Here is a 17,575-nt window from a genome sequence, read left to right as displayed (position 1 = left end):
GTGAAAAGGGTACTTCTTCTTGTTTCTCAATCGAAAAGGCCTTGAGGGTGCCGATATAAGGCATCGCGGCCGATCAGGTTTTCATTCTTGTTTTGATAATACAGCAATATTTTATCCCAAAAAAGCTTTGGATGCGCGATGGAATTTTTGAAATTTGCAAATTTTATTGAAAACAAATAAAACAAGAATGGTTTTGAAAATTATAATGATCATATCATTTATGCGATGTGCTTTATTTGGCTCGTTTTTCGGAAATATGTCCTTGCAATGTGTTTTTATGTTTATTTTTGAATTAGTATTTTAAATTTCGAAAGAAAAAATTTATAATGCGCACTTGTGGATATTTTTTATCGTTAAATCAAAGCTATCTTTCTTCTCTAATTTACAAATGTATCTCTCACTCAGACCAATAATAATCGCCAAAAGAAATGACGTTGATTTCATTAATTTACTTGAAAATCATCAATGTTTGGCTAGGATTGATCTGTCTTCGGCAGAAAAACAGGCGCATGAAGACCAAATCAAAGCCCCCGAAAATCATAAGACCGTCTCGGCAATGGCGAGGAGCAGCGAACGGTGGCCAGTGCGTTTCTGAACAAGAACAAAAGCCGGGGACGCATCGGTCATCGGCGGGTGCATGCCGCCGCCGTGGCTGCCGTGCTTCTGCTCCCCGCCGTTCCTGCCGTGGCGTGGCCGCGGGCGGTGGTGGGGGATACGGACGACCTGTTGCTGTCCGCGCGCCGCCGCGTGCTGGTGGAGCCTGTGCGGGAACCTTCCTGTCTGTCCACCGCCGGGGCGTGGCTGGGATCAACGGTATCGGCGGTGTCCAGCGCGGCGTCGGCCCCGGTATCGGCGTTGACCGCCCGCCTGTCGGATACCTCGGCGGCGCTGAACCAGTTCACCTGGGAACTGGCCTATGCCTTCGGGGTCAACAGCACCCCTGCCAGCCGGGTGTTCGTGACCGATTCGGTGGGGGAGGCCGGCGAGAAGACCGCCGCCAACGCACCCGCCGAGGCGCCGCCTGAAGCACCCGAGCCGCCACCCCCGGCGCTTCCCGCAACGGTGGCGCCGCCAGTCCCGCCGCCAGCCCCCGCCGCCATTCCGGCGGTGTCCGTCCCGGCATCGCCCCCGGCGCCCCCTCCGGTTCCGGTGAGCGCGCGGCTGCTGGCGGAACTGGCGGTGGACAAGCCCCAGCGGCGCCCGGACGGTTCGTATTTCGTGCCGAAACCGCTGCAGCGGCTGTTCGACATCCACACCCTCAAGGTGGAAAGCACCCAGACCCCGCTGACCACGCGCCTGTCCGGCCGCATCGTTCCCGATCCCAACGCCCATGGCGACGTCGAGGCCAGCCTGCTGGGCCGGATCGAGCCGCCGAAGACCGGTCTTCCGGTGCTGGGCGAGGTGGTGACGAAGGGACAGGTTCTGGGCTATGTCACCCCGGCCATCGGGGTTGTGGACCGGTCCCAGGTGCGGCGCGAGGTGGCCCGCCTGACCAACGAGATCCGCATCACCGCCGAAGGTCTGGAGCTTTTGAAACAGTTCTGGTTCGTGCCGTTCCGCGACGGCAAGGTCATGCAGACCGAGGTGCGCCTGGACGGGCTGCGCCGCGAACGGGCGGCCCTGCTGCCCATGCTGCAGACCCAGGAGGTGCTGCGGGCCACCGTTGACGGCATCATCAGCGTGTCCAACGCCATCAACGGGCGCATTGTCCATCCGGGTGAAAAGATCTTCGAGATCGTGAATCCCCGGCAGTTGTGGGTCGAGGCCGTCGCCCCCGATCCCGAGGTGGCGCGCAGCGCCTCGCTGGTGGAGAACGCCACCGCCTCCACCCCGGAAGGGGAGGTGCTCGGCCTGTCCTTCATCGGCAGCGGGCTGGCGTTGCAGCAGCAGTCGGTGCCGCTGATGTTCCGCATCGAGAATCCCATCCAGGGCTTGCGCGTCGGCCGTCCGGTCAGCGTCACCGTGCGCAACGGCAGCAAGCTGCGCCAGGGCATGCCCATCCCGCGCGAGGCGCTGGTGACCGATTCCGGCGGGGCCGAGCAGGTGTGGGAAATGATGTCCCCGGAAACCTTCATGCCGCACACGGTCAAGACCGAGGCCCTGGACGGCCGTTCGGTGCTGATCGTCGCCGGGGTCGGCCCTGGCGCCCGCATCGTCACCAGCGGCGCCCGCCTGCTGTCGCAGTTCCAATGACCCACGGCTTTGCAGCCGCCATGAAAGGGGGAAAAGAGATGGATATCCGCCGTTTCCCGGGCCTGACGGTCCGTCGCCTGTCCATGCTGGTGCTGGCCCTGGTCCTGTCGGGGGCCGCCGTCCGTTCGGCCGGTGCCGACGAAGGCGTCCCCGGTGCCGCCCCGCGGGTGGCGATGGTGGTGGACGGCGCCAGCGTGGTGGTGGTTGCCAGCCAGCGCAAGCTCTACGCCTTTGTGGATGATTACGACACCAACACCCCGCTTGCCGGCGGGGAGGTGCGGATCGAAACCCCGCGTGAGACGCTGGCGCTGAATGAGATCGCCCCCGGCATCTACATGTCCGGCCTCTACCTGCCCCCCGCGGTGGTGACGCCGCTGACGGTTTCGGTCGCCGCCCGCGGGGCCAGCCTGCGGGGCATGGCCGATCTGATCGTGCCGCAGATGACCGATGCGCCCATGCCCGGCCACACGCGCACCTATGCCTGGTTCGGCCTGGCGGTGGTGCTGGTGCTGGCCCTGTTGTGGCTGTGGCAGCATCCGGGCGCCGTGCGGCGGCGCACCACCGCCGTCTGACGAACAACGGAGCCGACCGCCGCCATGTTCCAGTTTCTCGTCGGCATCAGCCTTCGCCAGAAGCCCCTGGTGCTCCTCGCCACCGTGATGGTGACGCTCTGGGGCATGGTCATCGCGCGCGGCATGCCGATCGACCTGCTGCCCGACCTGCACCCCCCCGTCGTCACCATCGTGACCGAGGCGGGCGGCTTCGCCCCCGAAGAGGTTGAGCAGCTCATAACCTATCCCATGGAGCTGATGCTGAACGGGATGCCGGGGGTGACGCGGGTGCGCAGTTCATCCAGCCCCGGCTTTTCCCTGATCTATGTGGAATTCGAATGGGGCACCGACCCCTACCGCAACCGCCAGCTCGTGACCGAGCGCATCGCCATGGCCCGCGACCGGCTTCCCCAGGCGGTTTCGCCCCATCTGGCGCCGATGTCGTCGGTGATGGGGCTGGCGATGCAGGTGGTGGTGTCGGCGGACGCCATGGACCCCATGAGCCTGCGCGAGGTGGCCGACTGGACCATCCGCCCGCGGCTGATGGCGGTGGAGGGCGTGTCCCAGGTCTATGTGGTGGGCGGCGACGTGCGGCAGTTCCGCTTCACCCCCAATCCCGTGGCCATGAACATGCTGGACATCTCCCTGTCCCAGGTGGAACAGGCGCTGACCGCGTTCGGGGGCAACAGCAGCGGCGGTTTCAACGATCTCTACAACACCGAATTCATCATCCGCAACGTCGCCCGCAGCCGCAGCCTGGACGACATGCGCAATCTGGTGGTCACCTACCGCGACAACCGGCCCGTGCTGCTGAGCCAGATCGGCGACGTGGGCTTCGCCGCCAAGGTCAAGCGCGGGGAGGGCAGCTTCAACGGCCAGCCGTCGGTGCTGCTGGCGGTGCTGAAGCACCCCAGCGCCAACAGCGTCCGCCTGGCCGCCGAGGTCAAGGACATGCTGGCCGACATAGCACCGTCGCTGCCCCAGGGGGTGCGGGCCGACCGGATCTCCTACAGCCAGTCCGATCTCATCACCGCCTCCATCGACAATGTGGAGCATGTGCTGCGCGACGCCATCGTCATCGTCGCCATCGTGCTGGCCGCGTTCCTGTGGAGTGCCCGGACCACGGCCATCTCGCTGCTGGCCATTCCGATCTCGCTGATCGTCACGGTGATCATCCTTCACCTGATGGGATCGACCATCAACACCATGACCCTGGGCGGCATCGCCATCGGCATCGGCCAGCTGGTGGACGATTCGGTGGTCTATGTGGAGAACACCCTGCGGCGGCTGGGCGGGAACCGGCGGCGCCACCGCCCGCTGGAGGTGATCGAGGTGATCCTGCGCGCCTCGCAGGAGGTGCGGTCGGGCATCATCTACGCCACCGCCATCATCCTGCTGGTGTTCCTGCCGCTGTTCGCGCTGCCGGGGGAACAGGGTCGGCTGTTCGGGCCGCTGGGGGTGGCCTACATCGTGTCGATCTTCGCCAGCCTGCTGGTGTCGGTGACGGTGACCCCGGCGCTGTGCGCCTATCTGCTGCCCAACATGCGCCATCTGGAAGAGTCCCACGACGGGCGGCTGATCCGCGGGCTGAAGCGGCTGAACGCCCGGCTTCTGGGGTGGGCGCTGGACAACCCGCGCACGCTGCTGGGGATCGCGGGCGCGATGGTGATCGCGTCGGCCCTGGTGCTGCCGCTGCTGCCGCGCTCGTTCCTGCCGGCGTTCAACGAGGGCACGCTGTATGTCCAGCTTCTCAACCGGCCCGGCATCTCGCTGGCGGAATCGAGCCGCGTGGGCGCCATGGCCGAACAGATCATCCTGCAGGTGCCCGAGGTGGTCAGCGTCGCCCGCCGCACCGGCCGCAACGAGGAAGACGAAGACGCCGATCCGGTGAACAGCAGCGAATTCCCCATCCGCGTGCGGCTGGACGGCCGCGCACGGGCGGCGGTGATCGACGACCTGCGCACCCGGCTGTCGGTGCTGCCGGTGGAACTGACGGTGACGCAGTTCCTCACCTCGCGCATGGAGGTGGCGCAGAACGGCGTGCGCGGCGCCATCGTGTTGAAGATCTTCGGCGAGGATCTGGGCACGCTGCGCATGCTGGCCGCCGGTTTCCGCCAGAAGTTCGACGCCATCCCCGGCCTGAAGGATCTGCTGGTGGAACAGCAGGTGCAGGTGCCGCAGATCCGCATCACCATCGATTATGAACGGGCCAAGCTGTTCGGCGTGACCCCCGCCCAGATCGCCCAGGCGCTGGAAAACCTGTCCAACGGCCGCACGGTGTCGCAGGTGATCGACGGCGGCAAGCGCTTCGACGTGGTGATGAAGCTGTCGGACGCCGACCGCACGCCGGAAACCCTGGCGCAGATGCGCATGGAAACCCCGGCGGGGTACGTGCCGCTGTCGTCGGTGGCGGCCATCGTCAGCAGCGCCGGCCCCAACCAGATCATGCGCGAAAGCGGCATGCGCCGCATCGTGGTGACCGCCAACACCGACGGGTCGGACATGGCGGCCATCGTCGCCAGGATGCGGGCGGCCATCGCCGCCACGCCGCTGCCCACCGGCTACACCTCCGCGCTGGAAGGCAGCTTCCGCCAGGAGGAATCCAGCCGCACGATCATGGCCGGGCTGTGCGCGGTGTCGATGACGCTGGTGTTCCTGGTGCTGTACCAGCGCTACCGCTCGACGGTGCTGAGCCTGGTCATCATGGCGAACATCCCGCTGGCGCTGATCGGGTGCGTGGTGGCGCTGGTGCTGTTCCGCCAGGATCTCAGCCTTGCCGCCATGATCGGCTTCATCGCCGTGACCGGGGTGGCGGTGCGCAACGGTGTGCTCAAGATCAGCCACTTCATCAATCTGGCCCTGCACGAAGGCGTGCCCGCCGGGCGCGGGCTGATCCTGCGCGGCTGCGAGGAGCGGCTGACGCCGGTGCTGATGACCGCGCTGTCGGCGGGGCTGGCGCTGATCCCGCTGCTGTTCACGTCCGACATGCCGGGCACGGAGATCCTGCACCCGGTGGCGGTCGCCATCTTCGGCGGACTCATCAGCTCGACCCTGCTCGACACCCTGACCACGCCGGTGCTGTTCCAGTGCTTCGGCCTGCCGGCGCTGGAGCGGCTGCGGGTGATGGCCGAAGGGGAACTGGCCGCCGAAACCTTCTGATCCGCCGGACATGCAACGAAAAAGGAGGCGTTGGCGATCATCATGGAACCCACCAGCCTGACCGTCCTGGTCGTCACCGCCTCCCTTCTCGGCGGGGTGATGATGGATGTGGGGGTCAACACGCTGCAGAACTGGTACGACACCTTTTATCAGGATGCGTTCTGGAGCAGCCGCAAGACGGTCATCAGTCCCGAACTGGACGCCCAGCTCAAGCGGGAAGAGGCGGAAATCGACCGCCTGATCCGCGACAGCGATTTCGTGAACGAAGAAACGGTTCAGCCATGACCAACCCTGTCTTTTCCCTGCGCCGTCCGGGGGCCGTGGCCGTGCCGCTGGCCGTTGCGGCCCTGGCCCTGGCGGTGGGCGCCGCCGCCCAGACGTCTGCGTCCCCGGCGGGTGCGCCCGTCCGCGTCATCCCCGCCGCCGGGGAGTTCCAGGCCACCAGCCGCACCAACGTGCGCGAACAGCCGTCCACCAGGGCCCAGCGCATCGACCTGATCGACGGCGGGGCGAAGGTTCATGTCACCGGCAAGGTGCCGGACGCCCCGTGGTACGCCATCGTGACCCAGGGGGGGAAGGCCGGCTTCGTCTCGGCGGACCAGTTGCGCGCGGTGTCCCCGGCCCCCGGTGTGGCGGCCGTCCAGGCCCAGGCCCCGGCCCCGGCCCCGGTCCAGCCGCCCGCGGCGGCGGCTCCTCCCGCGGGCGCTCCCCCGGTCCCGGCGGAGGTGATGGACCGGCTGGACCGGATGCAGGCCCGGCTGGACGCTCTCGAACAGCGCCTGCCCTCCGTGGCGGAGCTTGACGCGGCGATCGAGCGGCAGAAGCGGGCCGCCGCCCAGTCCGAATCGCTGGCGGCGTCCGCCGATCTGGCCAACGGGCTGATCGACGCCATGGGCAAGCTGCAGGACCAGTTCTCCGCCCAGATGCGCGAGCAGCGCGACCAGTTCGGGCGGCTGGGGGAGCGTATCGATTCGGTGGAGGAGTCGGTCCGCCCCGCCGTCGATTGGGCCAGGGAATGGACCGGCAGGGCCGCCCCCATGGCCGAAGAGGCGCAGGGGTGGTTCAGTGCGGCGTATGGCTGGATGAGCGGCTGGATGCCCTGGGGCAGCCGCCCGGTCAAGATGCCGTAACCCTGCCTGCCGGGGGCCCCCTCCCTACCGGGCGGCGGACATCGCCTGGGCGCACCGCGCGCGCCGCTGCTTGAGATAGGCGGCGCGGGTTTCGTCGTAATCGCGCAGGCGGATCTTCTTCGCCTCGATGTCGAACTGGCGGGTGGCGGTGATGTCGGCGGCCACCTCCACCGATTCCGCGATGACGATAGTCTGGAAGCTGGCGCCCGTGCCCGCCGCCACCCCGGCGAAGGTCCACAGCATGGCGTTCATCAGCACGATGTCGGCGATGGCGTCGCGCCCGGTGCGCGGCCCGACGAAGGGCAGCACCACGTACCCCATCTCCCCCACCCCCGACCGGCACAGGCTGAGCCCGACATCGGTGTGGGTGGGGGGATAGCCCCACTGGCTGGCCGTGTCGTAATACCCCAGCACGCCGGCGGTGCTGTTGATCCCGAACCGTTCCACCGACCGCCACGCGTTGCCGAACTCGCCGATCAGCGTGCTGCTGACGGCGGTCAGCGGCTCGTTGACCAGATTGGCGACCATGTTCTGCACGCTGCCCGCCGCCGGATCGGGCGGGGCGGCGGCGGGGCCGCCGCCGAACCAGCCGCCGGCGGCGTCGAGATTGTCGTAGAGCCGCTGGTTGAACCCGAACATGAAGCGGCTGTAGCCGTCCATGAACCCGCCCTGCCCCTCGGCGGCGGGCGTTTCGGCCTTTGGCGCTTGCGCGGTTTTAAGCGCGGCCCTGGGCAACCCGGTCTTGATCTGCTCCGGGGGATAGCCGGTGGCGGTGGCCGCCGCCGCGCCCGAGGCGGTCGCGGCGCAAAGGGCGGCGGCGGCGAATGCCCGGCGGAATCGGGTCATGGGCAAGGTCCGTTTCACGGGCGCGGGGGCAGGCGGGGAATGGTGGTGGCGATCATCTCGGCGATGCGGTCGATCGCCTGATTGGCGGTGATGCGGGCGCGGGCCTCGTCCAGCCAGACGCGGGCCGGGCCGCCGGCGCTGATGTCCAGCGCGCCCAGCTCCTCGACGGCGGCGATCAGATTGTCGTCCGACAGCAGCGCCTGGGCGTGTTCCGCCGCGGCGATGGGGCGGATCGCGTCCGGTTCCACGGGCACCGGCGTCCAGCCGGTGGCGTTGCTCAGCCATTTCAGCGGCAGCGACCGGGGGTCGGCGCGGCCGATCACGTCGGTCACCGTGGCGAATTCCTGGCGCAGTTGCGATTCCACCAGGATGCCGTTGGCGGCATAGGGTTCGATCTTGGCCAGCAGCGGTTCCAGCTCGTCGATCCGGCCCCCCAGCGCGCGCACCGCCTTCAGCTCGGCGTCGAAGGGCACCGGGCGGCGCAACGCGGCCCGCAACTGCATCAGCACCAGAACCCGCGCGCGGGTTTCCGATGCGCCCACCGCGGCCTTGGCGGCGGCGGCCTGGTCGTTGGCCTTGGCCAGGGCGGCGGCCAGCTCGCCGACGCGGCGGTCGAGATCGGCCACCGACTGCACCAGACGGCCGGTTTCCACCTCCTGTCGTGCCTGCCATTCGGCGGCGGGGGGGCGCAGATGAAGGGAACGGTACAGGGCCGGCGACCAGTAGGGGGCGGAAACCGCCGCGGCCAGGGCGATCAGGGCGATGGCCAGCGGCGCACGGCTGCCGCCGCTGGTGTCGTCGTGGCGGGGGGTGTCGGCCTCGTCACCGCCGGGGAGCGGCCCGGCGGGGCGTGCGCTCTTGGCCTCAGTGGCTTGCGCGTCGATGGTCATGGCTCGCCTCGTTCGTTTTGGGATGGTTTCTTCATGGCCCGGCTGCCGGGGTCACAGGGTCAGCACCGAAATCACCGCATGGACCGCCAGGGTCAGGGTGACGCCGACGATGATCGCCCGCGCGATGGCGGTGTTGATTTCCAGAACCGATTCCTTCCGGCCGCCGCCGATGACGATGGCGGCCCCCCCGGCCAGCAGCGCGCTCAGCGCCACCTTCAGCAGCACCCACATCATGCTGGGGGCGGGGTGGATGCCGTCGGGCAGCAGCTTGCGGAAGAACTGGCTGCGCCACAGTTCGAAATTCTGCATGGGGAACTGCACGTGCCACGTCTGCATCGACGCCCAGCTCGCCATGCCCAGGGACAAGACCAGCAGCATCAGCGACCCGATCACCATGTTGACCAGAATCGCCGACACGATGTAGCCGCGGGCGGTGATCCGCAGATTGTCCATGGCCTGGAACTGCGACGACAGCACCCGGTTGCCGATGTCGGCGGCGATGATGGCGTTGTTGCGGGCGACGAACAGGATGCTGCTGATGAGCGGCACCGCCACCGTCCCCTGAACCAGCCCCAGCCCCACCAGGGTTTCGTCGTGGAGCAGCGATTTCAGATAGCCGCCGAAGGAGTTGTAGTGGAAGCCGAACCACATGGACACGAAGCCCATGATCAGCGCCCCGGCCCCCATGTAGACCAGCATCAGCGGCGAGACGCACAGCTCCCAGAAATATTCGGCCATGTAGCGCCCGAACCAGTACCCCCGCGGACGGTGCCCGATGGCGTCCGGCCACGAACGGCGCCGTGCCTGCGGGCGGGCGGGGTGGGCGGCCGTGCCGTCCAGCTTCAGCAGTTCCGCCTCGATCGCCTCGGCATCGCGGGGAACCTCGACCAGACAGCGGCGGCGGGTGTCGAACAGCAGAACCCGGTCGGCGACCGGCAGCAGATCCTTGACGTGGTGGGCCACGATCAGCGCCGGCTTTCCCATGGTCCGGCACAGGTCGCGGATCAGTTCCCCCAGCCGCCGGGCCATGGCGACGTCCAGGCCGGAGTTCGGCTCGTCGAACAGCAGCACCGGGCGGTCGGCCAGCAGCGTGCGGGCGATGGCCAGACGCTGGCGCTGGCCGCCGCTGCACGATGCCACCGATTTGTCGGGCGCGATGTCGCCCAGCAGGGCCGTGGCGTCGGCGATCAGCCCGGCGTCGGGGCGGTGGCGGGCGTGGTCGGCGGCGATGCGCAGGTTTTCCAGTGCGCTCAGGTCGTTGAACAGCGCGTGATCCTGGAACACGATGCCGCCCACGGTGCTGCGCTCGGCCCCCAGATCCACCGCCGCACCGCCGCACTCCAGCCGCCCGGCGACCCGCCAGCCGCCGGTGCCGGTTTCCAGCAGCCCGCCCAGCAGCTTGACGATGGTGGATTTGCCCGACCCGCTGGGCCCCACCAGCAGCACCACCTCGGCGGGGCCGATGGTGAAGGTGGCGTCGCGCACCAGCAGGTCGCCGGAAGGCCGGTGGATGGTCAGCCCGTCGATGACGAGCGTGTGGGCGGTGCGGGTCATGGCAGCACACTGTGCAGAAGGGGGCGGGGCGAGAAGGAATCGAGCCGCAGGATGTCTTCGCGCTGCTGCGGGCTCATCAGCACGATGAACTGTCCCGGCCGCCCGGAGATGAAGCCCTGGAAGGTGAAGGCGGCCAGCGCGTTGAGATCGACCCCCGGCTGCACCCCGAACAGGATGTTGGGAGCCAGCCGGGCCAGATCGGCCACCGGCCCCGACACCGGGGCGAAATACGTGCCCAGCCGGGGATCGTTGACCATCCGCCCGGCCACGTCGCGCAGGCGGGGGTTGTCGGCCGCCGCATCCATCACGGCGCCGGCGACGGTCTGGAGAAACGCCTTGGCCTGCCAGCTGTCCAGAACCTGCTGCAACGCCCGCTGCAGGACGTTGCGTTCGCGCACCTCGCGCTGGATCGCGTCCATGGCGTGCTCCACCGGCGAGAAATCCCACGGCTGGGAATGGAACACGTCGAGCGCCACGCCCATGTTGGCGCTGATCAGATTCCAGACCATCGGCTCGATCTGCTTGACCACGATGGCCTTGACCTCGCGCCCGGCGGCTTCGTGCAGCAGCGGTTCGGTGCTGCGGATCATCTCGTCATAGGCGGCGCGGGTGGCGGGCGCGCGCCATGCATCCTCGATGATCTGGCGCCCGATGTCCTTCAGCTCGTCGCGGTACGCACCGGTGAATTCCGGGGAACGCAGCACGGCCTCCACCGCGTCGCGCAGGCCGCGGCCCACCGTCTGGAGTCCCTCGCGCAGGGCGGTGCGTTCCTCGTCGGTGGCCAGCAGCCACAGAACCCGCAGGTCGGTGTTGAACAGCACCGCCTCGCTGCCGTGGATCAGCCGGGGGTCGGACGGATCGTAAAGGGTAATGTCCACCGCCCCGCCCGCCCCGATGCGGGCGGTGCCCGACCGCAAGGTGGCGTGATTGGCCTGCAGCAGGAACACCGGCAGCCCCGAGGCTTCAGCCACGGCCGCGGCGGTTTCGGGCACCCGGTAGCCCAGCGACGGGGGCTGGGCGCGCGTCGGCAGCGTTGCCCGCCCCGCCGACAGGAACAGGGCGGCCAAGGCGAGGCTGGCGATGACCGCCGCCGGACGGCCGAACAGGACATTGACGATTCGCACGGGCGGCGACCTACTCCGTGATCCGTTCCGCGGTGTTTCTTCTGTCGATAAAGCCATGCTCAAGGCGCCTTTGTAAACAATTTCATTGCAGTAAAACTGCAATTTCGCCATGAATAAATTGGGTATTGGGTTTATCGTTTTCCAGAAATGGGGGCTTTCTCATGATGACCACTGCTGGTTTCATTGTTCGCCTTCTGTTTGCTGTATTCTTGGTATTTTGTATTTATAACCCATCTGGATATTCTTATTACCATTGGGTGGTTGATTATGAAGGCGACTGGGCAACGAAATTGTTTGCCGGCATGGTCGTGGCGTTTTTGCTGTTCATCCATCTGCAAGCGACATGGCGGTCGATGAGGCTGGTCGGGGTCTCGCTGGTGGTGCTGGTGACAGCCGCCGCCGTTTGGGTGCTGTCGGATTACGGGGTGATCGACCTGGATGACCCGACGGTTTTCGCGTTGACACTGCTGACCGGGATTGCGCTGGTGCTGGGGGCGGGGCAATCCTGGTCGCTGATCCGTTACCGTCTGAGCGGCCAGGTGGATTCCCAAAGCCTGGTCTGACGCCCGGCCCGCCGTCATGACCCACGTTGAGGGGACGCCGTGAAAAGCTTCGGATATCTCATTCGCACCCTGGGCTGCTTCCTGCTGCTGTTCGCCACGTGGAATCCCTCCGGCTATTCCTATGCGGCGTGGATTGGTGGCGATGATGGAACGCGGCTGTCGGTCAGGGTTGCGGTCAGCGTGATCCTGCTTGCCATCTACGCCGCCTATCTGCGCATCGCCTGGGTGGCGCTGGGGGCGGCGGGGACGGCGGCGGCGCTGGCGATTCTCGTCACCGGCTACGTCTCGCTGCGCCATGTGGGGCTGCTGGCCCCCGACGCGCCGTTCTGGAGCGGCTATCTGGTGCTGATCCTGGCGTCGCTGGTGCTGTCGGTCGGCGTCTCCTGGTCCCATTTCAAACGCCGGATCTCCGGCCAGTCCCATGTGCTGAGCCCCCCACCGTGATCCGGCGGCCCGTGGTGACCGGTGCCCCCAGTGGCAGCATGGCTCTCGGCAGGCGGAAGTGGCGGTGGCGGTGGAACAGGCCGATCACATTGTACCGGTATTCCTGAGCCGCCAGGATCGCCATCCCCAGCACCCAGAAATTCAGCCGGTTGAGCAGCCACAGCGTCAGCAGAACCCCGTACAGCGTGGACACCGCGGTCATGACGGCGATGACCAGATCCATCGCCGCCGCCAGGCAGCCCCGGCGCCGGCCGCTGCGGACGAATCCCAGCGTGGTGCGGACGGCCAGGATCAGCAGCGCCACACCGATGCCCAAAGACAGGTTCAGCCGCTCGTCGTCCTCGATCAGCCGTCCGGCGAGCCGGTCGGGGGCCGAGCCAACCCGTTCGATCGCCAGTTCGGCAAAGGCCGCCGCATCGAAATCCCATGGGCCGCCGGCCATGAGCAGCGTATCGAACGTCAGCGGGCCGCCCGGCAGCGGCGTGGTGGCCGCAAGACAGATGCCGATCAGCAACCCGCTCACTTCCACGACGCCGACGCGTTTGGCACCATAGGCCTTCCAATGCACCGCGGTATCGCGGACCCAGCGATAGAGCAGCAGCGGGGCTGCGATCAGGATCGGCACGATGGCATGCGACAGGCCGAACGCGATCCATCCCACAATGTCCATCAGGATCTCCTGCGGGGCGGGGGGGCCGTGTTCAGGTCTCGATCTTGTTGTACCAGCGCCGGGTGGGGATCAGGCCGGCGCGGCGGGGCTTCCAGCCGCTGTCGATCATGACTTGCTTGATGTGGCTGCGCGCTTCTTCCTCGCCCATGGCGCCGTTGGAGAAGTCGCGCAGGATCGAGGCGGTCTGTTCGAACTGCTGCCGGCTGATCTTTCCCTTTTTGCCCGCGTGCCGGTCCAGCACCTGCCGGATGCGGCGGTCGATGTCGCTTTCGAACACGAAATCGTTATCCTCCGCCACGGCGCGCATCACGCCGCGCGCCTCGTCCAGGCAGAGCCCCAGCCGGACAACGCCGTCTTCCAGAACGCGGCGTTCCGCGTCCCGCTCGATGTACTTGCTGGACATACCGTTGAGTTTCACCAGATCGGCAAACTTGCGGCGAGAATCTTCGACGGTTTCAGACATATACGCTCCAGGCCAAAATCCATGGTCATCGACCACCCACACCGCCCCGCCGGACGGGGTGCGCCATGGCGATCAGAATTGTGCCGTGTGACGAACTTATCCAGTAAAAAATGAAGAAAACAACGTCGCTCAGCAATTTTTTGGGGCTTTTGCTTGCGTTGTTATTATCAAATTCAAGACGAAAATTTTCTTCTTTGCCTTTGTATTAATAAGCGTTTCTCAGAAATTTAATTCTATGAAGCGACGGGACGGCGTACTTTAAGGTGCGCGTTCATAAAATTTTATTCCAAAGCAGCTTTCGGCCGTGCCATGACGGCATCGTGCACGGGAAGGGTGTTTTGCGTTGCCCCAGACTCCGGTGGAGGCTTCTACCCTCCACCGACCGCACGTGGCACCGCCGTGCGCATGATGTCGATGAAGCGGCGCAGCCGGGCCGGATAGAAACGGGCCGGCGGATAGAGCAGGTGCACCGGCAGCGCCCCCGCCCGCCACTGGGGGGCCAGATGGACCAGGCGCCCGGCGGCGATATCCTCGGTCACCGCCCACGACGACACCACCGCCGCCCCCAGCCCCAGCAGCGCCGCCCCGCGCAGGGCGTAAAGCCCGTCGGTGGACAGCCGCGGGCGGATGGAAAAGCGCGCCGTTTCCCCGGTGGCCGCGTGGGTCAGCACCACCGTGTCGCGGTAGAAGGTCTGGAGCGCCAGCCAGGGCAGCCGTGCCAGCTCCTCCGGCCCGGCGGGCGGGGGGCCGTCCAGCAGCATCGGGGCCGCCACCACGATCCGCGTCACCTCTCCCAGCGGCAGCGCCACGACGGACGTGTCGGTGATGGTTCCCACCTGAATGGCGCAGTCGATCCCCTCCGCCGTGAAATCGGGCGTGCGGTCCTGCAGCACCCATTCCACCGCCATGCGGGGATGGTGCTTCAGAAAATCCACCAGCGGCGGGATCATCTGGTGCTGGCCGAAGGCGTGGGGCACCACCACGCGCAGCAGGCCGGCGGCCTCCTCCCGCGTGCCGCGCAGGTCGCTTTCGAAGCTCTGCCAGCCGGCCACCAGCTCCTTGGCCCGTTCGTAGCAGCGCGCCCCGTCGTCGGTCAGGGTCATGGCGTGGGTGGACCGTTGCAGCAGCCGCACCCCCAGCATCCGTTCCAGCGTCTGCAGGCGGCGGCTGACGGTGGGCTGGGTGCTGCCCATCTGCGCGGCGGCGGCGGACAGGCTGCCCGCCTCCACGATGCGGACGAAGGTTTCCAGCAAGGCCACCCGGTCGGCGGTGGCGGCGGTCAGGGCATCGGTGTTCATACGGATCACGTATAACACTTCTACGCCCCATCCGGCTACCGGCACAGGTTTTCCGCGGCCATACTCCGCCCAGCGATTCAGTCGGGGGTTTCCTGCCATGACATCCATTCAAACCACGCATGACGCGGCGCAAAAAGCCGCCGTGCCCGCGGCCCGTCCGCCCATTCTGCTGCTCGCCACCGGGGCTGGCATGGCGGTGGCCTCGCTCTATTACAGCCAGCCCATGCTGGGCATGCTGGGCGCCGACCTGGGGGCCGGGGAACAGGCGGTCGGGTGGGTGCCCACCCTGACCCAGATCGGCTATGCCGCCGGGCTGGCGCTGCTGGCCCCGCTGGGCGACCGCTGGGACCGCCGCCGCATCATGACCATCAAGGCCATGATCCTGTGCGCAGCCTTGGTGCTGGCCGGGCTGTCGCCGTCCATCGGCTTTCTGCTGGTGGCCAGCCTGTCGCTGGGGCTGGCGGCCACGCTGGCGCAGGACATCGTGCCGGCGGCGGCCACCCTGGCCCCGGCGGAGCAGCGCGGCAAGGTGGTGGGCATGGTCATGACCGGCCTGCTGCTGGGCATCCTGCTGTCCCGCGTGGTCAGCGGCGTGGTGGCGGAACAGTTCGGCTGGCGCAGCATGTTCCTGGTGGCCGCCGCCGGCGTGGCCGTGCTGGGGGTGGCGCTGCGGCGGGGATTGCCGCGTTTCCCCCCGGTGACCGAACTGGGGTACGGCGCGCTGATCGGTTCCCTGTTCACGCTTGCATCGCGGCATCGGTCGCTGCGCCGGGCGGCGGCGGCCCAGGGGATGCTGGCCGTGGGCTTCAGCGCCTTCTGGTCCACGCTGGCGGTGATGCTGCACGCCGAACCCTTCCACCTGGGGCCGGCGGTGGCCGGGGCCTTCGGTCTGGCCGGGGCCGCGGGTGCGCTGGCCGCCCCCATCGCCGGGCGTATCGCCGACCGGCGGGGGCCGGAACTGGTGACGCGTCTGGGCGCCGGCATCGCCGCCGTGTCCTTCGCCATCATGGGCCTGTCGCCCCTGGTGCCGGCGCAGGGGCAGTTGTGGCTGGTGATGGTCAGCGCCGTCGGCTTCGACCTCGGCATCCAGGCGGCGCTGATCGCCCACCAGACCATCATCTACGGCATCGACCCGGCGGCGCGCAGCCGGCTGAACGCGGTGCTGATGGCCACCATGTTCGTCGGCATGGCCGTTGGTGCGGCGCTGGGCAGCCAGATGCTGGCGGCGTTCGGGTGGATGGGGGTGACCGCGCTCGCCGTCTCCGCCGCCCTTGCAGCCCTGCTCATCCGGGTGTGGCCCGTCCGGGCGTCTTGACCCGCCGAGCACCTTGAGAGTAGGGTCCGCGCCCTTTGGCGGACGGGATCGGGAAGGGCAGGGCCATGGCTGTGGCGGGAATCGACTTCGGCACCACCAATTCCACCGGCGGGGTGGTGCGCGGCGGGGCGGTGTCCATGGTGGAACTGGGGGATGGCGCGCTGGCCACCCCCACGGTTCTGTTCTTCGACGCCGATGCCAAGGACTTCGCGGTGGGCCACCGGGCCGACGCCGCTTTGCGCGCCGGCCAGACCGGGCGCTACATGCGCTCGCTGAAAACCTATCTGGGCCGCAAGGACCGCGTGGTCACCCGCCTGGGCGGGCGCGAATACGAACTGGAAGACCTGATCGCCGTCATCCTGTCCACCTTCCGCACCGCCCTGGAGACGACGGGCGGGGAAGCGGTGGACCATGTGGTCATGGGCCGCCCGGTGCGCTTCAACGACGACGACGACGCGCTGGACCGCCAGGCGCAGGACCGGCTGGAAAAGGCGGCCAGGGCCGCCGGCTTCGCCAGCGTGTCGTTCCAGTACGAACCCATCGCCGCCGCGCTTGCCTATGAGGCGACGGTGAGCACGGAAGAACTGATCGTCGTCGCCGACATCGGCGGCGGTACGTCGGACTTCAGCATCGTGCGCGTGGGGCCGGGGCGCCAGGGGCTGGACCGCCGCGGCGACATCCTGGGCAACCACGGCACCTACATCGGCGGCGACAACTTCGACGCCTCCATCATCGATGCGTTCGTCGCACCGCAGATGGGCAAGGGCACCCTGTTCCGCAGCCTGGACAAGCGGCTGCCGTTCCCCGTCCATTACTTCACCTGGCTGGCCCGCTGGCACCTGTTCAACAACCTGCTGGAACGCAAGAACCTCAACGAGCTGCGCTCGCTGTTGCAGGTGTCGGAGGAACCGGAGAAGGTCGGGCGCCTGATCGAGCTGGCGGAAAACCAGCTTTTCTTCGAATTCTCCGGTCTGGTGGAAAGCTCCAAGAAGGCGCTCTCGTCCGCCGAAACCGCCGTGCTGGACATGGACATCTTCGAAGATCCCTTCCAGCTCGCCATCCCCCGCGCCGAGTTCGAGGACAACGCCGAACCGCTGGTCAACGGCATCACCCACGCGCTGCACGAGGCGCTGCGGCAGGCCGGCATCGCCCCCGACGGGGTGGACCGCGTGTTCCTCACCGGCGGCACGACGCTGGTGCGCGCCGTCAAGCAGGGCTTCACCGACGTGTTCGATCCGGGGCGGATCGTGCACACCGACGTCTTTACCAGCGTGGGGTATGGGCTGGTGCGGGATGCGATGAACCACGCCTGATACCGGGGGGCATTGGACCCGGTATCCGGCCGCCGTCTGAGGGCATTTTAAAAGGTTACCGG

The 17,575-nt window shown here is 67.2% G+C and carries 16 protein-coding genes; 9 read left to right on the top strand and 7 right to left on the bottom strand.

Annotation, left to right across the window (positions count from 1 at the left end; all coding sequences use genetic code 11):
• The first annotated feature begins 576 nt into the window (after positions 1-576).
• Genes M2352_RS25255 through M2352_RS25235 form a run of 5 tightly spaced genes read left to right on the top strand, consistent with a single transcriptional unit; the run spans position 577 to position 7,033 of the window.
• On the top strand, positions 577-2,193 hold the full coding sequence (locus tag M2352_RS25255; RefSeq protein ID WP_264667272.1) for an efflux RND transporter periplasmic adaptor subunit: 1,617 nt from the start codon (positions 577-579) through the stop codon (positions 2,191-2,193).
• 38 nt (positions 2,194-2,231) lie between these two features.
• On the top strand, positions 2,232-2,765 hold the full coding sequence (locus M2352_RS25250; RefSeq protein ID WP_264667271.1) for a hypothetical protein: 534 nt from the start codon (positions 2,232-2,234) through the stop codon (positions 2,763-2,765).
• A gap of 24 nt (positions 2,766-2,789) precedes the next feature.
• Complete coding sequence (locus M2352_RS25245) at positions 2,790-5,903, top strand: efflux RND transporter permease subunit (protein ID WP_264667270.1); 3,114 nt, start codon at positions 2,790-2,792, stop codon at positions 5,901-5,903.
• Between the two features lie 30 nt (positions 5,904-5,933).
• Positions 5,934-6,188 (top strand): hypothetical protein, encoded by a 255-nt coding sequence (locus tag M2352_RS25240; RefSeq protein WP_264667269.1) that lies wholly within the window; start codon positions 5,934-5,936, stop codon positions 6,186-6,188.
• Entirely contained in the window at positions 6,185-7,033 is an 849-nt protein-coding gene (locus tag M2352_RS25235; RefSeq protein ID WP_264667268.1) for an SH3 domain-containing protein, read from the top strand. Before M2352_RS25240 ends, M2352_RS25235 begins: the two co-directional genes overlap by 4 nt.
• A 24-nt stretch (positions 7,034-7,057) precedes the next feature.
• Here M2352_RS25235 and M2352_RS25230 read toward each other — a convergent pair whose 3' ends face one another.
• The 4 genes from M2352_RS25230 to M2352_RS25215 are packed head-to-tail and all read right to left on the bottom strand — an operon-like array spanning position 7,058 to position 11,447.
• Positions 7,058-7,879 (bottom strand): MlaA family lipoprotein, encoded by an 822-nt coding sequence (locus tag M2352_RS25230; protein WP_264667267.1) that lies wholly within the window; start codon positions 7,877-7,879, stop codon positions 7,058-7,060.
• A gap of 14 nt (positions 7,880-7,893) precedes the next feature.
• Positions 7,894-8,769, bottom strand: coding sequence for an MICOS complex subunit MIC60 (locus tag M2352_RS25225; RefSeq protein ID WP_264667266.1), 876 nt, complete (start codon positions 8,767-8,769; stop codon positions 7,894-7,896).
• Between the two features lie 51 nt (positions 8,770-8,820).
• Positions 8,821-10,323, bottom strand: a complete 1,503-nt coding sequence (locus M2352_RS25220; RefSeq protein WP_264667265.1) for an ATP-binding cassette domain-containing protein — start codon at positions 10,321-10,323, stop codon at positions 8,821-8,823.
• Positions 10,320-11,447, bottom strand: a complete 1,128-nt coding sequence (locus tag M2352_RS25215; protein ID WP_264667264.1) for a hypothetical protein — start codon at positions 11,445-11,447, stop codon at positions 10,320-10,322. Before M2352_RS25215 ends, M2352_RS25220 begins: the two co-directional genes overlap by 4 nt.
• 161 nt (positions 11,448-11,608) lie before the next feature.
• Here M2352_RS25215 and M2352_RS25210 point away from each other — a divergent pair, with 161 nt between their 5' ends.
• Together M2352_RS25210 and M2352_RS25205 are read left to right on the top strand one after the other, a co-directional pair.
• Positions 11,609-12,010: a DUF6524 family protein gene (locus M2352_RS25210; protein WP_264667263.1), complete on the top strand. Its 402-nt coding sequence runs from the start codon at positions 11,609-11,611 to the stop codon at positions 12,008-12,010.
• A gap of 39 nt (positions 12,011-12,049) precedes the next feature.
• A complete protein-coding gene (locus M2352_RS25205) occupies positions 12,050-12,454 on the top strand; it encodes a DUF6524 family protein (RefSeq protein WP_264667262.1) in 405 nt (134 codons plus the stop codon).
• On the opposite strand, the gene M2352_RS25200 is transcribed toward M2352_RS25205, so the two are convergent.
• The 3 genes from M2352_RS25200 to M2352_RS25190 all read right to left on the bottom strand — a co-directional run bounded on the left by M2352_RS25200 (position 12,405) and on the right by M2352_RS25190 (position 14,885).
• Positions 12,405-13,124: a hypothetical protein gene (locus tag M2352_RS25200; protein ID WP_264667261.1), complete on the bottom strand. Its 720-nt coding sequence runs from the start codon at positions 13,122-13,124 to the stop codon at positions 12,405-12,407. The two genes, M2352_RS25205 and M2352_RS25200, sit on opposite strands and share 50 nt — an antisense overlap.
• A gap of 31 nt (positions 13,125-13,155) precedes the next feature.
• Positions 13,156-13,587, bottom strand: coding sequence for a hypothetical protein (locus M2352_RS25195; protein ID WP_264667260.1), 432 nt, complete (start codon positions 13,585-13,587; stop codon positions 13,156-13,158).
• A gap of 368 nt (positions 13,588-13,955) precedes the next feature.
• On the bottom strand, positions 13,956-14,885 hold the full coding sequence (locus M2352_RS25190; RefSeq protein ID WP_264667366.1) for a LysR family transcriptional regulator: 930 nt from the start codon (positions 14,883-14,885) through the stop codon (positions 13,956-13,958).
• Between the two features lie 97 nt (positions 14,886-14,982).
• Here M2352_RS25190 and M2352_RS25185 point away from each other — a divergent pair, with 97 nt between their 5' ends.
• Entirely contained in the window at positions 14,983-16,200 is a 1,218-nt protein-coding gene (locus tag M2352_RS25185) for an MFS transporter (protein ID WP_264667259.1), read from the top strand.
• 65 nt (positions 16,201-16,265) lie between these two features.
• Positions 16,266-17,513 (top strand): Hsp70 family protein, encoded by a 1,248-nt coding sequence (locus M2352_RS25180; RefSeq protein WP_264667258.1) that lies wholly within the window; start codon positions 16,266-16,268, stop codon positions 17,511-17,513.
• The last annotated feature ends 62 nt before the right edge of the window (positions 17,514-17,575 follow it).

It is taken from the genome of Azospirillum fermentarium (assembly GCF_025961205.1).
Taxonomy (GTDB): Bacteria; Pseudomonadota; Alphaproteobacteria; order Azospirillales; family Azospirillaceae; genus Azospirillum; species Azospirillum fermentarium.
The sequence above is the reverse complement of the archived record's forward strand: the minus strand, read 5'-3'. Positions and strand labels throughout refer to the sequence as shown.

Bases quoted from the DNA above. Each gene is read 5' to 3' on its own strand.
- M2352_RS25250 (WP_264667271.1), top strand. From the start codon at position 2,232: ATGGATATCCGCCGTTTCCCGGGCCTGACGGTCCGTCGCCTGTCCATG.
- M2352_RS25235 (WP_264667268.1), top strand. From the start codon at position 6,185: ATGACCAACCCTGTCTTTTCCCTGCGCCGTCCGGGGGCCGTGGCCGTG.
- M2352_RS25180 (WP_264667258.1), top strand. From the start codon at position 16,266: ATGGCTGTGGCGGGAATCGACTTCGGCACCACCAATTCCACCGGCGGG.
- M2352_RS25185 (WP_264667259.1), top strand. From the start codon at position 14,983: ATGACATCCATTCAAACCACGCATGACGCGGCGCAAAAAGCCGCCGTG.
- M2352_RS25195 (WP_264667260.1), bottom strand. From the start codon at position 13,587: ATGTCTGAAACCGTCGAAGATTCTCGCCGCAAGTTTGCCGATCTGGTG.
- M2352_RS25200 (WP_264667261.1), bottom strand. From the start codon at position 13,124: ATGGACATTGTGGGATGGATCGCGTTCGGCCTGTCGCATGCCATCGTG.
- M2352_RS25245 (WP_264667270.1), top strand. From the start codon at position 2,790: ATGTTCCAGTTTCTCGTCGGCATCAGCCTTCGCCAGAAGCCCCTGGTG.
- M2352_RS25210 (WP_264667263.1), top strand. From the start codon at position 11,609: ATGATGACCACTGCTGGTTTCATTGTTCGCCTTCTGTTTGCTGTATTC.
- M2352_RS25225 (WP_264667266.1), bottom strand. From the start codon at position 8,769: ATGACCATCGACGCGCAAGCCACTGAGGCCAAGAGCGCACGCCCCGCC.
- M2352_RS25230 (WP_264667267.1), bottom strand. From the start codon at position 7,879: ATGACCCGATTCCGCCGGGCATTCGCCGCCGCCGCCCTTTGCGCCGCG.
- M2352_RS25190 (WP_264667366.1), bottom strand. From the start codon at position 14,885: ATGAACACCGATGCCCTGACCGCCGCCACCGCCGACCGGGTGGCCTTG.
- M2352_RS25220 (WP_264667265.1), bottom strand. From the start codon at position 10,323: ATGACCCGCACCGCCCACACGCTCGTCATCGACGGGCTGACCATCCAC.